The 14,941-nt window shown below is 48.3% G+C and carries 21 protein-coding genes; 20 read left to right on the top strand and 1 reads right to left on the bottom strand.

The features are described 5' to 3' along the window. Positions 1–2 precede the first annotated feature (2 nt). From T504_RS0103860 to T504_RS0103770, 19 genes are all read left to right on the top strand, one after another. Entirely contained in the window at positions 3–263 is a 261-nt protein-coding gene (locus T504_RS0103860; RefSeq protein ID WP_033169754.1) for a cell division protein ZapA, read from the top strand. A 174-nt stretch (positions 264–437) separates the two neighbouring features. Beyond that, a complete protein-coding gene (locus T504_RS0103855; RefSeq protein WP_033169753.1) occupies positions 438–2,159 on the top strand; it encodes a methyl-accepting chemotaxis protein in 1,722 nt (573 codons plus the stop codon). Between the two features lie 207 nt (positions 2,160–2,366). Beyond that, entirely contained in the window at positions 2,367–3,002 is a 636-nt protein-coding gene (locus T504_RS0103850) for a hypothetical protein (RefSeq protein WP_033169752.1), read from the top strand. Positions 3,003–3,163: 161 nt separating this feature from the next. Next, on the top strand, positions 3,164–3,568 hold the full coding sequence (locus T504_RS0103845) for a type II secretion system protein (protein ID WP_033169751.1): 405 nt from the start codon (positions 3,164–3,166) through the stop codon (positions 3,566–3,568). Then, positions 3,565–4,041 carry a prepilin peptidase gene (locus tag T504_RS0103840; protein WP_051635188.1) on the top strand — a complete coding sequence of 159 codons (477 nt, stop codon included), beginning with the start codon at positions 3,565–3,567 and terminating at the stop codon, positions 4,039–4,041. Before T504_RS0103845 ends, T504_RS0103840 begins: the two co-directional genes overlap by 4 nt. Then, positions 4,038–4,565, top strand: a complete 528-nt coding sequence (locus tag T504_RS0103835) for a pilus assembly FimT family protein (RefSeq protein ID WP_033169750.1) — start codon at positions 4,038–4,040, stop codon at positions 4,563–4,565. Before T504_RS0103840 ends, T504_RS0103835 begins: the two co-directional genes overlap by 4 nt. Continuing rightward, positions 4,562–4,972 (top strand): hypothetical protein, encoded by a 411-nt coding sequence (locus tag T504_RS0103830; RefSeq protein WP_033169749.1) that lies wholly within the window; start codon positions 4,562–4,564, stop codon positions 4,970–4,972. The genes T504_RS0103835 and T504_RS0103830 overlap by 4 nt, the downstream gene beginning before the upstream one ends. Beyond that, positions 4,969–5,517, top strand: coding sequence for a PilW family protein (locus T504_RS0103825; protein ID WP_033169748.1), 549 nt, complete (start codon positions 4,969–4,971; stop codon positions 5,515–5,517). The genes T504_RS0103830 and T504_RS0103825 overlap by 4 nt, the downstream gene beginning before the upstream one ends. After that, positions 5,510–5,959, top strand: a complete 450-nt coding sequence (locus T504_RS0103820; RefSeq protein ID WP_033169747.1) for a hypothetical protein — start codon at positions 5,510–5,512, stop codon at positions 5,957–5,959. The genes T504_RS0103825 and T504_RS0103820 overlap by 8 nt, the downstream gene beginning before the upstream one ends. Further along, a complete protein-coding gene (locus T504_RS0103815) occupies positions 5,934–7,040 on the top strand; it encodes a PilN domain-containing protein (RefSeq protein ID WP_033169746.1) in 1,107 nt (368 codons plus the stop codon). The genes T504_RS0103820 and T504_RS0103815 overlap by 26 nt, the downstream gene beginning before the upstream one ends. Positions 7,041–7,063: 23 nt before the next feature. Next, complete coding sequence (pilO, locus tag T504_RS0103810) at positions 7,064–7,618, top strand: type 4a pilus biogenesis protein PilO (protein ID WP_033169745.1); 555 nt, start codon at positions 7,064–7,066, stop codon at positions 7,616–7,618. A gap of 128 nt (positions 7,619–7,746) precedes the next feature. Next, positions 7,747–8,907, top strand: coding sequence for a chorismate synthase (gene aroC / locus T504_RS0103805; RefSeq protein ID WP_033169744.1), 1,161 nt, complete (start codon positions 7,747–7,749; stop codon positions 8,905–8,907). 3 nt (positions 8,908–8,910) lie between these two features. Then, on the top strand, positions 8,911–9,441 hold the full coding sequence (locus tag T504_RS0103800) for a shikimate kinase (protein WP_033169743.1): 531 nt from the start codon (positions 8,911–8,913) through the stop codon (positions 9,439–9,441). Beyond that, positions 9,434–10,522: a 3-dehydroquinate synthase gene (gene aroB, locus T504_RS0103795; RefSeq protein WP_033169742.1), complete on the top strand. Its 1,089-nt coding sequence runs from the start codon at positions 9,434–9,436 to the stop codon at positions 10,520–10,522. Before T504_RS0103800 ends, aroB begins: the two co-directional genes overlap by 8 nt. Positions 10,523–10,678: 156 nt before the next feature. Beyond that, positions 10,679–11,020, top strand: a complete 342-nt coding sequence (rplS, locus tag T504_RS0103790; RefSeq protein WP_033169741.1) for a 50S ribosomal protein L19 — start codon at positions 10,679–10,681, stop codon at positions 11,018–11,020. A 72-nt stretch (positions 11,021–11,092) separates the two neighbouring features. After that, a complete protein-coding gene (gene lepB, locus T504_RS0103785; RefSeq protein WP_033169740.1) occupies positions 11,093–11,614 on the top strand; it encodes a signal peptidase I in 522 nt (173 codons plus the stop codon). Positions 11,615–11,630: 16 nt separating this feature from the next. Next, positions 11,631–12,383, top strand: a complete 753-nt coding sequence (locus T504_RS0103780) for an exodeoxyribonuclease III (protein ID WP_033169739.1) — start codon at positions 11,631–11,633, stop codon at positions 12,381–12,383. A 172-nt stretch (positions 12,384–12,555) separates the two neighbouring features. Then, on the top strand, positions 12,556–12,942 hold the full coding sequence (locus T504_RS0103775) for a hypothetical protein (RefSeq protein WP_033169738.1): 387 nt from the start codon (positions 12,556–12,558) through the stop codon (positions 12,940–12,942). 69 nt (positions 12,943–13,011) lie between these two features. Next, positions 13,012–13,704 (top strand): hypothetical protein, encoded by a 693-nt coding sequence (locus T504_RS0103770; RefSeq protein ID WP_033169737.1) that lies wholly within the window; start codon positions 13,012–13,014, stop codon positions 13,702–13,704. Positions 13,705–13,809: 105 nt separating this feature from the next. Here T504_RS0103770 and T504_RS0103765 read toward each other — a convergent pair whose 3' ends face one another. Continuing rightward, positions 13,810–14,469, bottom strand: a complete 660-nt coding sequence (locus tag T504_RS0103765; protein WP_033169736.1) for a hypothetical protein — start codon at positions 14,467–14,469, stop codon at positions 13,810–13,812. Positions 14,470–14,685: 216 nt separating this feature from the next. Between T504_RS0103765 and T504_RS0103760 the strand changes: the two genes are divergently transcribed. Continuing rightward, the coding region (locus T504_RS0103760) for a helix-turn-helix domain-containing protein (RefSeq protein ID WP_033169735.1) at positions 14,686–14,941 on the top strand (256 nt) is incomplete at its 3' end.

Raw genomic sequence — 14,941 nt, 5'->3', positions numbered from 1 at the left:
TCATGGCAGAAGAAATGAAAAAACAAGCGGAACGGGTCTTGGTGGAAATCTATGGCAATACGTATCCGCTGAAAACCGATGACCCGAAGCATATGCTCCAGTTAGCAGCAGAGCTCGATAAGCGCATGAAGCAGATGGCACGGGTAGTGCGAAGTTTTGATGAACGCAAGATTGCGGTGTTGACTTGCTTGCAGCTGGCAGAAGAATATGCGAAACTCAAAAAAGATTACGATGAGTTGGTAGAGCTTATCGAGGAAAAATAATTAAGTGCCCCAAAGTCTGTAACTCCCAGATGTAACGTCTGGGAGTTTTTTCTATTCGAAATAGAAGGATTATGGTGAAAAATGTCGAAACTGTAAGATAATCCCAAGATGTGAGAGAAAAAAGGTTGTATATGATGGGAAGTAAATAACCTTTTAGGAAAAGGAGTGTTTAGTATGGGATGGATGAACAATTTAAGGGTGGCTTACAAGCTGCTGATCTTAGCGGTAGTTGCCGTCATCGGCATGAGCTTTATCGGCTGGAATGGCTACTCGGCTGTCACGAAGGCACAGCGGGATATGGAAGTGATGTATGAAGGCACGGTCAAGGGTGTCGAGGCGGTCGGCAAGGCCGGCTATGGGATCCGTTATGCCCAAGGTATGGCGGTTATTGCAACGACGGTCAAAAACAATCCGCAGCGGCTGCAGGATCTCAAGGGCAAGTATGAGGCCGGCGTCAAAACGGTAGATGACAGTATTGCTGCCTATGATGCAATCCCGCATAAAATTGCTGGCGAAGACCCAATCATGGACAAGGTCAAGAAAGATTGGGCCGCTTTGAAGACGAACCTTGGCGAAGCGGTGGCTTTAAGCATGGAAGGCAAGAACGAAGAGGCGTTGGCTCATTATGAGAAAATCGGATCGCCGCTGGCAGCAGCCTTGGGAAAGGAACTAGGTGAACTGTCAGAGCTCAACAGCAAGCATGCCGAGGAGCTCAATACGCAGAATGATATTGACTCAGCTGCGGCTGTCCGCAACACAGTTATCCAGCTGCTGGTCACGCTGATTGTACTGATTGCCTGCGCACTTTGGATCACGAAGGAAATTACGAATCCGTTGGAGAAGATGATGCTGTCACTCGAGCGTCTTGAAGGTGGCGACTTCAGCGATCATGCGCGTACGATCATGCGCGGCGATGAATTCGGCCAGATGGCGGATAAAGTGGCTTCGGTGCGCATGAATCTCAACAAACTCATGCGGAATGTCAGCACGACGGCCGAGCAGCTCGCTGCATCTTCCGAAGAGCTTACGGCAAGCTCCCATCAGTCGGCTCAGGCGTCGGAACAGGTCGCACAATCGGTTACCAATGCCGCTGGCACGGTAGCAGAGCAGCAGCAGGATGTTGGCGATACTATTGCGGCCATTGACAATACGGCTGAGGCAATCAATCGTTTGAATCAGACGGCCCAGCGGGTTTCGGATCATGCAACAGTTACGAACGATGCTGCAACCAGTGGCAATGAGTCCGTCAAAGTAGCTGTAGAACAGATTGAAAGCGTAGCTCGTATCGTAAATTCTTCGGCGGCTACGGTGGATAAACTCGGACAGAGCTCGCAGGAAATCGGTCAGATTGTCGAGGCGATTTCGGCAATTGCCGAGCAGACGAATCTCTTGGCCCTCAATGCAGCTATCGAGGCTGCCCGTGCTGGTGAACATGGCCGTGGCTTCGCCGTCGTTGCCGATGAGGTAAGAAAACTGGCGGAGGAATCCCAGGAGGCTGCGCAGCGTATTACGAGCCTTATCAACGGGATTCAGGGCGATACGGCGGAGGCAGTGCGCTCGATGCAGGAAGGCAGTCAGGCCGTCAAAGAAGGCACTCAGTCGGTCGAAGAGTTGCGGGAAAACTTCGCGCGCATTCGTGAGGCAGCACTTAGTATGGCAGAACAGGCCAAGGTGATGTCGAATGAGATCAAGTCTGTTTCGGCTGAGACGGTAGTAGTAAAAGAGAAATCCGATGGCATTTCCCGCAAGGGCGGCATGGTTGCTTCGGAGATGGAAAGTGTATCGGCTGCTTCGGAACAGCAGTCGGCATCGGCAACAGAAATTGCGGATGCCAGCACGTCGTTGGCAAATTTGGCTCAGGGATTGCAGAATTCGCTGCAGCAGTTTAAATTTTAATGAAATAGAATGAGAAAAATTCCCCTATGAGGTAGGAAGAAAACGGATATGCTCCCCCTATGAGAGACAGTAAAAATAAAACTGTCATCATAGGGGGATTTTTTAGCAAATTTTGTTGTAAATTTAAGAAAGGAATAATCAATGATAGGTATTATGAAAAATGGATTTGTTGATTTCATAATAAGAATATGAGGTGGAGAAAATAGTATGAAGAAATCATTACGATGTTTTGGCATCGGCGTTTTGTTGCTTACGACTACGGTTACTTCTGGTTGTACGGTGTGGGAGTCTTTTGCGATTGCACGTGCGGTGCTAACGGTGGATCGAATTGCCTCGCGGCACGATAACTTGCCGAAGAACCCGCCGCCAGTAGAAACCTATCAAAACTTTAAGACAAAAATCCTTCGTCAGCAGGACGGGAAGGGGTTGTCGATTGACTTGCCGTTCAAGTTGGACTATGTATCTCTGCCGGCGGAGGGAAATGTCAAGAGCGCAGAACGGTATTTCCATCACGAGGATCGCTGTTTTGTGGATATCTACCATGGCTCGATGGCAGACCCGGGGCAGAAGATGCCGTTTAATCTGGATAGTTTTATGAAGTCGTATCAGGAGGCCGATAAAATGCATCCAGTTCTCAAGACCTGCGAGCAGCGAACGATTAATGGCCAGGAAATGACTTATGCGTTAATCCAGTTCAATGGCTATGGGAACAAGCAAACGATGGAGTGTTTGGGTGTTTATTCCGGCAATGATTTCTGGATAATCAGTTATGGGTATAAGGAAGACGATAGCCAGGCGAAGCAAATGGTAGAACGGTCAATGAAATCCGTGAAGAGAATATAATAACGAAGCGCGTCAGACGTCATGGAGAAGATTTCTCTATGGCGTTTTTTATTAGAAGATTAGAAGGAGATTGGTTTCTTGTCACGAAGTTTACAGACGGAAAAATCCTCACAGAGAGGATTTTTGTTGAATGAGAAGCGTATGCAAAAGGAGGAGTATCTATGAAGGAATCAAGGCAGGCTGGTTTTTCGTTGCTTGGTACTATGATTGCCATGGCGATTCTGGCGATTTTGGCTACGATAGCCGTGCCCAAATTTCATTCGGCTATTGCGATGGCTAACACCACGAAGGTGAAAGCGGACCTTACCACGTTGGATTCTGCTATTGCCATTTATGCAACGCAGAAGGGGCGATGGCCAAACCAGCTGGGTGATTTATCCGATTATGTTTCGGACTTGGATAACTTAAAACCTCCCCAAGGGAAATGCCAGTTAAAAGATGGGAAGATCGTGACGATAAGTGCGGAAACTTATGAGCTGAAAAAAGAGGCCGCTGGGATAGAGCTTGATGGGGAAGATTGTCGGGCGGCTTGTGCTGGCTATACGGCAGGAGATTTTGGCAAATGATGGGAAAGGAATGGGCATTTGCTCTACTGGGGCTGTGGTTTGTCTGGCGATTAAGCGAGTTGGCCCTGCAGGATGTTCGCTGCGGTCTTTTATACGACCGGCTGGTCTTGATTGTGGCGTTGTCGGCAGTTTATCCTTGGAATCTGGGGAGAAATTCCTTGGATGATATGCTGGCGGGCGCGCTTTTGGGGGGCGGACTATTTTTGGGGATACGTTGGCTGAGCTGTGGCGGTATGGGCTGGGGCGATGTGAAACTTGCTGGGGCAATTGGACTTTGGCTGGGCGTCAAGCCGATGGTGGTGGCTGTGCTGCTGGCCTTTGGATTGGGTGGGATTGTCGCATTGGGACTGCTTCTGTGGCGAGGGTATTCCTGTTCGGCAAAACTTCCCTTTGGACCATTTTTGACGATAGGAGCTTCTTTTGCCTACTGGTTTGGCATGGATTGTTGGCAGTGGTATGAGAGATTGTTATGAATAGACAGAAGAAAAAGCAGCAGGCAGGATTGGCACTGATTGAAGTGCTGATATTGATGGCGATTATCGCGGTTTTGGGCTTGGTGGCAGTACCCCAGGCAATGCAGTTCTATCGGGAGGCGGCCATTGAATATGAGACGGAGCATTTGCTGGTAGATCTTCGGCGGACGCAGTCGTTAAATCGCCTGATCGAGGGGGCGAATCATGGGCTTTACGTCCGCGATGGTGTAGTAAAAAAGGCAGTTATCGAAGTACGCAAGGAAGATTATTGTGTAACGGTGACCAGCAGTGAAGCGGAGACAACCATGTCGCATCGTTATTTGCCACTGGTGCGGGTGAGCAGGCAATGGAATGGGACAAATGTTGACAGCGGTCCGATTGCCTTTAAGGATAATGGGGAACTAAAAAATGTCGGGCTGGGAATGATGACGTTGCTTATCTGCTGTGAAGGCTGGCCGCAGGAAGGGCGGAAAATCATGATTAGCAAAGCGGGAAGAATCCGCATGGAAAGGGTGAGCCCGTGAAGGTGGAAAAACAGCAAGGGTATATTCTTTTGGAAGTGGTAGTGCTAAGCGTTGTCGTCATGGCGATGGCGGCCAGTTTGATGCTGTTCCGGCAGGCGCAAGTGGTGATGCAGCAAGATTCGGTGCGGCTGGCCGGCGTGTTTTTGGCGCAGGAGGAATTTGCGCGCTTGGAAGGGGCGATGGATCGGGACAGGCTTCAGGAAGGGCAATACGGCTGGCTCGGTGAGGGGCAGTTGCTACGGCAGGAGAATGGTTCGTTTGCCGTCAAAGCTGAGGTTCGAGCAGAAACAGCAGCAATCTGGCGGGTACAGGTGCGGGTGGACTGGCAGGTGAGTGGCAGGTCGGGAGAACTCGTGTATGAACGACTGCTGTGCCGGCACCATCAGCAGAAAGGAACAAGATTATGAAAGCAGCAACTGGGCAGAAGGGAATTATCCTGCTGGAGACGGCCATTTCGCTGCCAATTTTGATGCTTCTGTTAACGGCAGCGGTGGCAATGCTGCTGATAAGCGTTCGGAATTACTTTCGTGTGTTGGCCGACGCGGAGCTTCACCAGGAAATGCAGATTGCCTTTACCCGAATGGTTCAGGATTTGACGGAAGCAAAATATGTTACGCCGTATTCACAAAGTCCTTTGGGCATTGAGATGCACAAGCGCTGGTATGCGCTGCGAGATTATAACGGCAGTAACGATGTATGGTCGCTTTATTGGATTGCCGAAGTGCGGGGGAGAAAGAAGTTGATTTGGGGATGGGACCGATCCGCACCGATGAGTGGGGATTATTCGCTGGCGGAGGTCGAAATCTATGAAGTCGCAGGAAAAGAAGTTGCAGACTGCCCTGGTCTATATGTACTTCAGCTTAAGGGGCGCAGTCTATTCACCAATCATTTCTATAATCTGTCGACCGCTGTGTATTTGCCGAGAGGAGAAGGGGAGGAACCGGATGTGTGAGGATAGACAGCAGGGGGCAGTTTCGCTGTTGCTGCTCTGCATGCTGATGGCTGTGATGGTTTTTTCGTTTGGCTTGTTGTATTTTATTCGAGCAGGGCAGGAGGCAAATGATCGCTATGTCTGTGAGACAAGGCTGAGGCTGGCGGCTGAGAGTCTGGTAGAGCTCGTGGCGCTGCGGATTGAAGAGAATCCGCAGATTCCTTCGCAGTGGTCGGAGGATACGGTTATGGATATTAAGCTGGTGGCTGTGAATCTGGCAGAGGTAGTGCCGCCGGAGGGAGTAGCCTGGAAAGCGGGAGGAATTAAGCGCAAGGATAAAATCTATTTGCTGGGTTATGCGAGCAACTGTAGAAATACGAAACCGTGGGAAGAATGCCGCGTGGTCAAGGGAGAAATGAAGAAAGTGGGGGAGCGGTATGTTTGGCTTGGCTGGACGCCTTAAAAAGCTCGTGTATATGACATGGCAGGATATAATTGGTGTAAAGATCCGTGACGATGGTTCGGTGTGCTTGCTGGAATTAAGAGAAGATGATGATTGGCAGGTGAAGGCGCGAATGCTGCTGCCACCGGAGAACGGTCATGACCTGTTATGGCAGGCCAAACGGATTGCTGGGAGGTTGGAGGAAGAGGGGCTTTGGGATGTCCCATTGGTGTTATTCGCAAAGACAGAGAAGGATGGCTTTTGGAACGTGCCACCGGAGGAGAACGAAATCGAGCGGAAGGAACTCGCCTATTGGGCACTGGAGGGAGAGTTAGGAAACGTTGGGGTTGATATAGAGGATTGCGCTGTTGCGGTATACGCCTGGCCGCAGGAGACGAGGCCTTGGGGCGGCGCCGTGAGCCAGGAGTATTTGATTTCGGTGCAGGAGGCCTTTGAGCAGGCAGGGATTCGTCTGCTGGATATTTTGGCTGTGCCGGAAGACGAAACCGATTATATGTATTGCGTTGGCATGAAGTGTTGGCAGAATAATTGGGGGAAGAAGTGGGGAGGTGGACTGCTGAATCAGGAACAACACGTGAATCGGTGGAAGTGGCCGGCTATGGCAGCAATCGTTGCGGGAGTCGTGCTGTTTTTGAGCGGTATCGTCATTGGCTGGGATTTTTGGATGCTGTATGTGGCGCGGCAGGAAAACTGGTCAGCAAAGCAGGAACTGACTCGTTTGACTTCGGAGCAAAATAAAATGAAGATGTTCGAACATATCCGGCAGGAAACTGCAGGGAAGGAAAAACATTTGCAGGAATTATCGGTTAAAAATATTCCGTGGTACAGCGTGTTGGTTCATTTTGGCAGCCGCACGGTGGAGGGGGTATGGCTGGAACGGCTGGAGTTTGAAGGGCGCGACAAACTTCACGTGGCAGGTCGGGCGGTAAGTTATGAGGCAGTAGCCGATTTTGTCAAAACGTTTGAGGAGGATCGGGATTTCTTTCCCCAGGGAGCGGTACTCGAATCTTCGGAGGAGGCAGAAAAAGAGAATCCGCAGTCGGAGGAGCGTATATCGTTTCAACTCAGTATAAACTTATGACGGTAAGAGGCAGGAGGAACAGGATGAATTGGATGCAGAAGGTAGAAAAGCCCATGGGGAGAGAATGGTTGCTGGCTGCTGTTGGCGTTTCACTGCTGGCTTCCGCTTTCGTTTATTTTTTTATCCATGTGCCAATGCAGGCGAAACGGGAGCAGGCGCAGGCAGAATCCCAGGCGATGCGGCAGGATTTACAGGCGATTGAAGCGTATCGGAGTGCTCATGCTTCGGAGGCATCCTATGAAAAAGATTTGCTGGCGCGGCAGGCTCGCGTCGATAAGGCTTTGCCGGATCGTTTAGAGCAGGGCGTGTTTTTAGGCAGGCTGCAGCAATTGGCATTTCAGAACAAAATCAAATTAACGCAGGTGGCTCCCAAGGTGGCGGCAGTGCGCGATGGCTTGCAGGTCATGCCCGTGGAGGTGAAATTTCGCAGCAGTTATTTTGAGCTGCTGTCCTTTTTGCGCAGTCTGCGGGATGAAGACCGCTACATTCAAGTGGCGCGGACAGCCGTGCAGGAAAAGGATGGTGCGCTCAACTGTCAGTTGGAACTGCGGATTTTTGCGGTGAAAGGGGACTCATAAGGGAACATGGGGAGGAAAAGTTTTTGATAAATGGACAGGGATTGGCGCTAGAAGGACTTGATTTATATAAAGTGATAAATTAAACTAGTAAATAAAGAAATTTGAAATCCTGCGAGGTGTATCCTGTTATGAGTATGTTACGTTTTATGACGGCCGGAGAGTCCCATGGACCCTGCCTGACCGCAATCCTCGAAGGCCTGCCAGCGGGCCTGAAACTTGATCTTGAGGTGATTAATCGCGACTTGGCGCGCCGCCAGCAGGGCTATGGCCGTGGTGGACGCATGAAAATCGAAACCGATCGAGTCGAAATTGTCTCGGGCGTACGCTTCGGTGAGACGCTGGGGGGGCCGGTGACGCTGCGCGTTATCAACAAGGATTTCGAAAATTGGCTGGACCGGATGGCGGTATTTGGCAAACCGGCCGGGGCAAAAGTTACGGCTGCAAGACCGGGACATGCGGACCTTACGGGGGTCAAGAAATACAACCGGCAGGATGTACGGGATATTCTGGAGCGTTCCAGTGCGCGGGAAACGACGATGCGCGTTGCCGTTGGTGCCGTCTGCAAGGAATTTTTGCGTGCTCTCGGCATTCAAGTCGTATCGCAGGTGACCAATATCGGCGGGGTGGAAATAGATCCGTCGAAGGTCAATCGTCATCTGCTGGGACAGGAGACGGATTCGGAGCTTAATTGTTTTGACCCGGATGCTGAAGTGAAGATGAAGGCCAAGATCGATGAAGCCAAGAAAGCCGGCGATACTTTAGGCGGTATCTTTGAGGTGATCGTCCGCGGCCTGCCCGCAGGCCTTGGCAGCCATATTCAATGGGACCGTCGACTCGATGCTAAGATTGCTAGTGCTATGATGTCGATTCAGGCGATTAAAGGCGTGGAAATCGGTGCGGGTTTCCAATGTGCAGTTTTGCCAGGCAGTCAGATTCACGATGAAGTGTTCCTCGATGAGGAGGGCGAAGTGTTCCGAAAGACGAATCGTGCTGGTGGTTTGGAGGGCGGCATGACTAATGGGGAAGAAGTGGTGGTCAAAGCGGCAATGAAGCCGATTCCGACGCTTATGACGCCGCTTCGCTCGATTGACATCGAAAGCCGAGAGGCTGTCCTTGCCTGCAAGGAGCGCAGCGACACTTGTGCGGTGTCAGCTGCTTCGGTAGTAGGTGAGGCCATGATGGCTTTTGTCATGGCTGAGGCTGTCTGTGATAAGTTCGGCTCCGATGCGCTGGTTGATGTGAAGGCATCCTTGGAGGCGTATAAGCGACGCATTGGAAAGGACTGGTAAGTCATGAAGAATGTCATACTTATCGGTTTTATGGGAACCGGCAAAACCAGCACAGGCAAGATGCTGGCCAGTAAACTTGGCTGTGCCTTTATGGATATGGATCAGAAAATTGAAGAGGAAGCCGGCATGCGCATTCCAGAAATATTTGCGCAGCAGGGGGAAGATTATTTTCGGCAGTTGGAGCGGGGGCTGGTGGAGCGGCTCTCAGCTCGGCGCAATGCGGTGATTTCCACCGGCGGCGGGACGGTCAAAAATCCAGCCAATGTGGCTTCGTTCAAAAAAAGCGGGATTATCATTTGTTTAAGTGCCAGCGTTGATGCGGTGCTGGAGCGAACGATGCGCCATGGCACTCGGCCGGTGCTCGATAGAGCCGATCAGGGAGACCGCCGCAAGGCGGTGGAAATGCTGATGGAGGAACGGAAAGATTTGTACAAGCAGGCAGACTTTACCATCGACACCAGTGAATTGTCTCCACTGCAGGTGGTGGAAACTATCGTGCGTTATCTAAAGACGAGAGGGGTATTGCATGCGTGAAGTTCGAGTCGAATTAGGCGAAAAAAGTTATAGCATCTATATTGGTTATGGACTGGATGAGAAATTTCGTTCCTTTGTACAAACCGCGTCTTTTTCGCAAAAGGCAATGGTGATTACCGATACGAATGTCGGACCGCTTTACGGCGGGAAAATTCAAAACCTGTTGCGTGAAGCTGGGCTGGAGGCAGCGCTGGTGACAGTTCCGGCTGGTGAGAGTTCCAAGAGCCTGGCCGTGGCCGAAGACCTCTATACGAAGGCAATTGAACTGGGACTTGATCGCAAGTCGCCAATTTTTGCTCTGGGGGGCGGCGTAGTCGGGGATTTAGCCGGTTTTATCGCGGCAACATATATGCGCGGCGTGCCGTTCGTGCAGCTGCCGACGAGTCTTTTGGCGCAAGTGGATTCGAGCGTGGGCGGCAAAGTGGCTGTCAATCATAAATTGGGGAAAAATTTGATTGGTGCGTTCTACCAGCCGAAGGCTGTTTTTATGGATTTAGCGTTTATGAAGACGTTGCCAAATCGTGAAATCTATACGGGGCTTGGGGAAATCATCAAGTATGGGATTATCTACGACCGCGCGTTTTTTGAATTCCTCGAACAGAATCAGGCGGATGTGTTGACTTTGACGCCAGAGGTAGTGACGCATATGATTGCGCGCTCTTGCGAAATCAAAGCAGCTGTCGTAAGCCAGGATGAACAGGAGACCGGTCTTCGCCGCATTTTGAACTTTGGCCATACGATGGCGCATGCCATAGAAAAGGAAACCGGTTATACGCGCTATAATCATGGGGAAGCGGTGGCCATCGGCATAGTTGGTGCCGCCGATATCAGTTATGAATTGGGCATGATTTCGGCCCAGGATTTTCAGCGGGTGGTGCAGCTTACACAAAACCTTCAACTGCCGGTCCAGGCGGAGGGCTGTACGGTGGATGCCATGTATGGCGATATTTTCCATGACAAGAAGACGGTGGCCGGAAAAGTCAATTGGGTTTTAATGGATTCGATTGGCTCGGTTGTCTGCCGCAATGATGTGCCGGCTGAAGTGGTAAAGAAAGCCATGGGCGCGCGGCTTAGCCAGTAATTTTTTCAGCAAAATTTAATTTTTGCGGGGTGTTGAAACGGTCTTCCTTTTATGGTAAACTATCAGAGTATATGTGGGCGGTCCTCTGAGTAAGCCGTGAGTAATCACCGAAGTAGATGCTTGCCACGAACGTCTATAGAAGGAGGAAATATACAAATGAACATTATCGAAACTTTAGAGAAAGAACAGCTCCGTTCCGACATTCCGGAGTTCGCACCTGGTGACACGGTTCGCGTTCATGCGAAAATCGTCGAGGGTTCCCGCGAGCGTATCCAGATGTTCGAGGGCGTTGTCATCTCCCGTCAGGGTACGGGCGTTCGTGAGACGTTCACGGTTCGTCGTATTTCCTACGGTGTAGGTGTTGAGCGTATGTTCCCGGTTCATTCCCCGCGCATTGAGAAGATCGACGTTGTCCGCAAGGGTATCGTTCGTCGTGCAAAACTCTATTATCTGCGCAACCTTACGGGTAAAGCTGCTCGTATCAAAGAGAAACGCTAATTGGCGTAACGGTAGGGACTGCTTTTTAGCAGTCCCTATTTGTTTGAAATTTATTATGAGGAGGATACTGTAATGAGTTCATTAGGAGAAGAGGCTAAAGATTGGATTGTTTCGATTGTCGTGGCCGTCGTGCTGGCGTTTATCATCCGCCAGTTTGTGGTCGAGCTTTATATCGTTGATGGTCCGTCGATGCGGCCAACCTTGCAGTCTCAGGAGCGCCTCGTAGTCAATAAATTCATCTATCAGTTCCGTGAGCCCCAGAAGGGCGAAATCCTGGTATTCCAGTATCCCCGTGATCCGAAGCGTGATTTCATCAAACGTGTCATCGCTACGGCGGGGGACACCGTAGAAATCAAAGATGGCCGCGTATTCGTCAACGATCAGCTCTTAAACGAGGATTATATTCTGGAGAAGACGAAGAGCGAATATCCAAAGTCTACGGTACCGAAAGGGACGATTTTCGTCATGGGCGACAACCGCAACAATTCCGAAGACAGCCGATTTGCCGATGTTGGCTTTGTTCCGCTGGACCTCATCAAGGGCAAAGCTATGATGGTCTTCTGGCCGCTTGATTCGTTTAAGGCACTTCCGTAATGGGGAGGGTGAACCAATGAAATTTATTTCTTGGAACGTCAATGGCCTGCGGGCTTGCTTGAAAAAAGGATTTATGGAGTCATTTTGCAAGCTTAATGCCGATGTATTCTGCTTGCAGGAAACCAAGATGCAGCCGGATCAGGCGATTCTCGATTTGCCAGGCTATAAGCAGTATTGGAACAGCGCTGAGAAGAAGGGTTATTCGGGCACGGCTGTTTTTACGCGCATCGAGCCGCTGGCCGTAAGCTATGGGCTCGGTATCGAAGAACATGACCATGAAGGCCGCGTGATTACGCTGGAATTTCCGGAGTTCTACTTCGTGACGGTCTATACGCCCAACTCCAAGCGGGAGCTCGAGCGTTTGGCCTATCGCATGGAATGGGAAGACGCATTTCGCGCCTATCTCTTGGAGCTGGATAAGAAAAAGCCGGTTATCGTCTGCGGCGATCTCAACGTGGCGCATACGGAGATCGACCTCAAGAATCCGAAGACCAATCATCACAATGCGGGCTTTACCGATGAAGAACGCGCCAAGTTCACGGAGCTCTTGGATGCAGGCTTTATCGATACCTTCCGCAACTTGTATCCGGAGCGCACGGGCATCTACACCTGGTGGTCGTATCTGCGCAAGGCCCGTGATACGAATGCGGGCTGGCGCATCGATTACTTTGTGGCCTCAAAGCGGCTTCAGGAGCGCATTGTCGATGCGACCATCCACAATGAAATATTTGGCAGTGACCATTGCCCGGTGGGCTTAGAGCTCAAATAAAACAAACGGGACTATTGCAGCCATAAGTGGATGTGGAGTAGGTTGCATGATAAAGGACATGTATTGAATTACAATCATTAAGGAAATATTGGGGGAAGACTGGAGTTTCTTTAATAATACGCATCTTGCAAGGGCAATGAGGAAAATTTATGGTATAAGGAGAGCATGAGCAATGAAGAAATTATTGCTGGGAATTTTTGCAGGCTTGATGCTGATGACTTTTAGTAGTCAGACTGAAGCAAGTTTATTATCGGATGGAAATGGCTGTTATTATTGGAACGGAGATCGCAATTATTTGGCCGTGGTAAGAGCACCTAATTTTGTTCGCTTTGTAAGAATGGATTCCTGCAGGTTCGCGACCATGGAAGATTACGGTTATCGCGCAGTTGAGGTAATTTTATCCACTGGTAGTGCTGAGGGCAACAGTGTAATATTTAACGATGTGGCTTACATACTGCCCAATGGATCAATTAAGCATGGTCTTGGCGGCGGTTGGGAACGTGTTAGTATAGGTAGTACAAATAGTGTTGTGCGCGCTATATATAATGCAGCGCGTTGAACACACTCTTCAGGAAGAATCTGAAAGGGCTGCGCTGATTAAGTTTAGAAAATCAAAGGAATGATATTTATGAGTAACGGTAAGGACAATAACAACGGTGGAATGTCATTTATTGGCGTCTTATTGGTAATTGTTCTTTGGGGGGGTTTCTTTATCAATCAGCGAGCAGAGAAAGACAACTTATCCTTTACTGCAGAAATTCAAAAAATGCTTTCTAATGAAGATGATGTAAAGAAAGCAAAAGAAGAGGCAGAAAAGGAAAAGAGAAAACAATTTGCTCGTGATGCGTTGGAGCTTGCTAAAAAAATGCCCGATAAAGATAGCGCAGCCAATGTGAAGAAAACACGCTTGGATCCCCAAAAAGCAAAATGGACATTAATAAAAGAACAAACAATTGATCAAATGACGATGATGGCTGATTGCGATTGTAATGGCAATAATATTTACATTAATGAGAATGGTAATGTAATGAATTTATTTGCAACCAGAAAATCAGGCATCGACTATGACCGGTATGGAAATAAGATGCATCTAAATACTGATGAGTATTTAGTCTTTGTTCTGGAAATTGATATCAATAATGGAAAACAACGAATAGTTGATACTTACAAATACAATAAATCCACCGGTGTAAAATCTGATGTTGGTTTTGACACCAGCAAATATGGAAAATGGGAGAATCTAAATACGAGCGCGTTCCCTAATTATTATGATTGGATAAGGGAGAACTATAATAATTTTTACAAAATAAAATCTTCATAATGGCCGCATAATCATGTCGATAACAAGAACAGCCTTATCTCCTACAAAAGAGATAAGGCTGTTCTTGTTCACAAAATGAATTTTAGTTTTTAAAGCGATGTTATATTAATTGTTAAAATGGTGGATAGCGTGCTGTTCATGATGAGAAGCTGCTATTATTTCATTGAGATTGGAATCTTTAAATAGAAAAAAATCAAGATCAATCCACTTAACTTTTCCTTCTGGCCCCGTCCGAATTTCCATATGACGGCTGTCTTTCACAGATGCAGCAACATCTTCAAAGTTTGCATAATGTGAACGATAATAATTGATTAAGTTCCATGTACAGCAGCCAGCTGGAGATATATGTTGAGGTTCACCATATGCTGCACGAACATCATCTACACTCGACCCTACGTGAATTCCTGCTGGTGTAGCTATACCGTTGTTTTCTGTTACTTCTATTTTAAATATGTAGTATTGGCCATTTATAGGACAAGCTTCAAGTTCAAATCCATTGCCATATCTAATTGTTAAATTAGGACTGCGTCTGGTTTCGGCAGGATAACGTAAATTGTCCGCAAAATCAGGTTTTCCGTATACCTGTATCAGATAGTTATAGGTGCAGAACTTACCAATCCCGCCTAAGGCCATTTCGCTGTTCGGTACTTGTTTATAGGATGAATTCATACGTTCCTGATAGTTTGAAGGATACTTTGCCTCAGCCTCAATATTGAATAAAAAACACGCTAGCAGCGATAATGTTATAATCCATAGTTTTTTCATAAGAATAGCTCCTCCTAATAAATCTCTAATCTTGTCCTTAGAATAGCATATCGATATTTGTATTGTCAACAGAGTTGATTTTGATATTATGAGAGGTGATTTCTAAGATTATTTCTCGTTATATGGTAAATATTATGACAAAAAAAGGGGCTGTTGCACGTAATGTAGAGACCCCCATAAGTTAGACCAAGGAATCTAACTTATGGGGGTCTTTTTATGGCAAAATATAGTGCAGAATTTAAATGTAAGGTAGTCCAAGAGTATTTGAATGGACATATAGGATATACTGCCTTAACAAAAAAATATGACATCCCTTCCCCAAAATGCATTCAAGAGTGGGTCGGAAAATATCGTAGAATGGGGAAAGATGGGCTTCAGCGGTCAAGAAAAAATGAAACATATTCTTTCCAATTCAAGGTAAATGCTGTAGAGTTATATTTAAGTACAGAGATTTCTTACCACGAATTGGCAC

The organism is Selenomonas sp. ND2010 (assembly GCF_000702005.1).
Lineage (GTDB): Bacteria > Bacillota > Negativicutes > Selenomonadales > Selenomonadaceae > Selenomonas_A.
Note: the sequence above shows the minus strand (reverse complement) of the source record. Positions and strands in the feature narration are given on the sequence as shown.

What these genes read in the sequence shown, in the direction of transcription:
- T504_RS0103765 (WP_033169736.1), bottom strand. Translation starts at nt 14,469, where the DNA reads ATGAAAAAACTATGGATTATAACATTATCGCTGCTAGCGTGTTTTTTA.
- T504_RS0103780 (WP_033169739.1), top strand. Translation starts at nt 11,631, where the DNA reads ATGAAATTTATTTCTTGGAACGTCAATGGCCTGCGGGCTTGCTTGAAA.
- T504_RS0103820 (WP_033169747.1), top strand. Translation starts at nt 5,510, where the DNA reads ATGTGTGAGGATAGACAGCAGGGGGCAGTTTCGCTGTTGCTGCTCTGC.
- T504_RS0103770 (WP_033169737.1), top strand. Translation starts at nt 13,012, where the DNA reads ATGAGTAACGGTAAGGACAATAACAACGGTGGAATGTCATTTATTGGC.
- T504_RS0103840 (WP_051635188.1), top strand. Translation starts at nt 3,565, where the DNA reads ATGATGGGAAAGGAATGGGCATTTGCTCTACTGGGGCTGTGGTTTGTC.
- T504_RS0103775 (WP_033169738.1), top strand. Translation starts at nt 12,556, where the DNA reads ATGAAGAAATTATTGCTGGGAATTTTTGCAGGCTTGATGCTGATGACT.
- lepB (WP_033169740.1), top strand. Translation starts at nt 11,093, where the DNA reads ATGAGTTCATTAGGAGAAGAGGCTAAAGATTGGATTGTTTCGATTGTC.
- T504_RS0103815 (WP_033169746.1), top strand. Translation starts at nt 5,934, where the DNA reads ATGTTTGGCTTGGCTGGACGCCTTAAAAAGCTCGTGTATATGACATGG.
- pilO (WP_033169745.1), top strand. Translation starts at nt 7,064, where the DNA reads ATGAATTGGATGCAGAAGGTAGAAAAGCCCATGGGGAGAGAATGGTTG.
- aroB (WP_033169742.1), top strand. Translation starts at nt 9,434, where the DNA reads ATGCGTGAAGTTCGAGTCGAATTAGGCGAAAAAAGTTATAGCATCTAT.
- T504_RS0103845 (WP_033169751.1), top strand. Translation starts at nt 3,164, where the DNA reads ATGAAGGAATCAAGGCAGGCTGGTTTTTCGTTGCTTGGTACTATGATT.
- aroC (WP_033169744.1), top strand. Translation starts at nt 7,747, where the DNA reads ATGAGTATGTTACGTTTTATGACGGCCGGAGAGTCCCATGGACCCTGC.
- T504_RS0103860 (WP_033169754.1), top strand. Translation starts at nt 3, where the DNA reads ATGGCAGAAGAAATGAAAAAACAAGCGGAACGGGTCTTGGTGGAAATC.
- rplS (WP_033169741.1), top strand. Translation starts at nt 10,679, where the DNA reads ATGAACATTATCGAAACTTTAGAGAAAGAACAGCTCCGTTCCGACATT.
- T504_RS0103835 (WP_033169750.1), top strand. Translation starts at nt 4,038, where the DNA reads ATGAATAGACAGAAGAAAAAGCAGCAGGCAGGATTGGCACTGATTGAA.
- T504_RS0103850 (WP_033169752.1), top strand. Translation starts at nt 2,367, where the DNA reads ATGAAGAAATCATTACGATGTTTTGGCATCGGCGTTTTGTTGCTTACG.
- T504_RS0103800 (WP_033169743.1), top strand. Translation starts at nt 8,911, where the DNA reads ATGAAGAATGTCATACTTATCGGTTTTATGGGAACCGGCAAAACCAGC.
- T504_RS0103855 (WP_033169753.1), top strand. Translation starts at nt 438, where the DNA reads ATGGGATGGATGAACAATTTAAGGGTGGCTTACAAGCTGCTGATCTTA.
- T504_RS0103825 (WP_033169748.1), top strand. Translation starts at nt 4,969, where the DNA reads ATGAAAGCAGCAACTGGGCAGAAGGGAATTATCCTGCTGGAGACGGCC.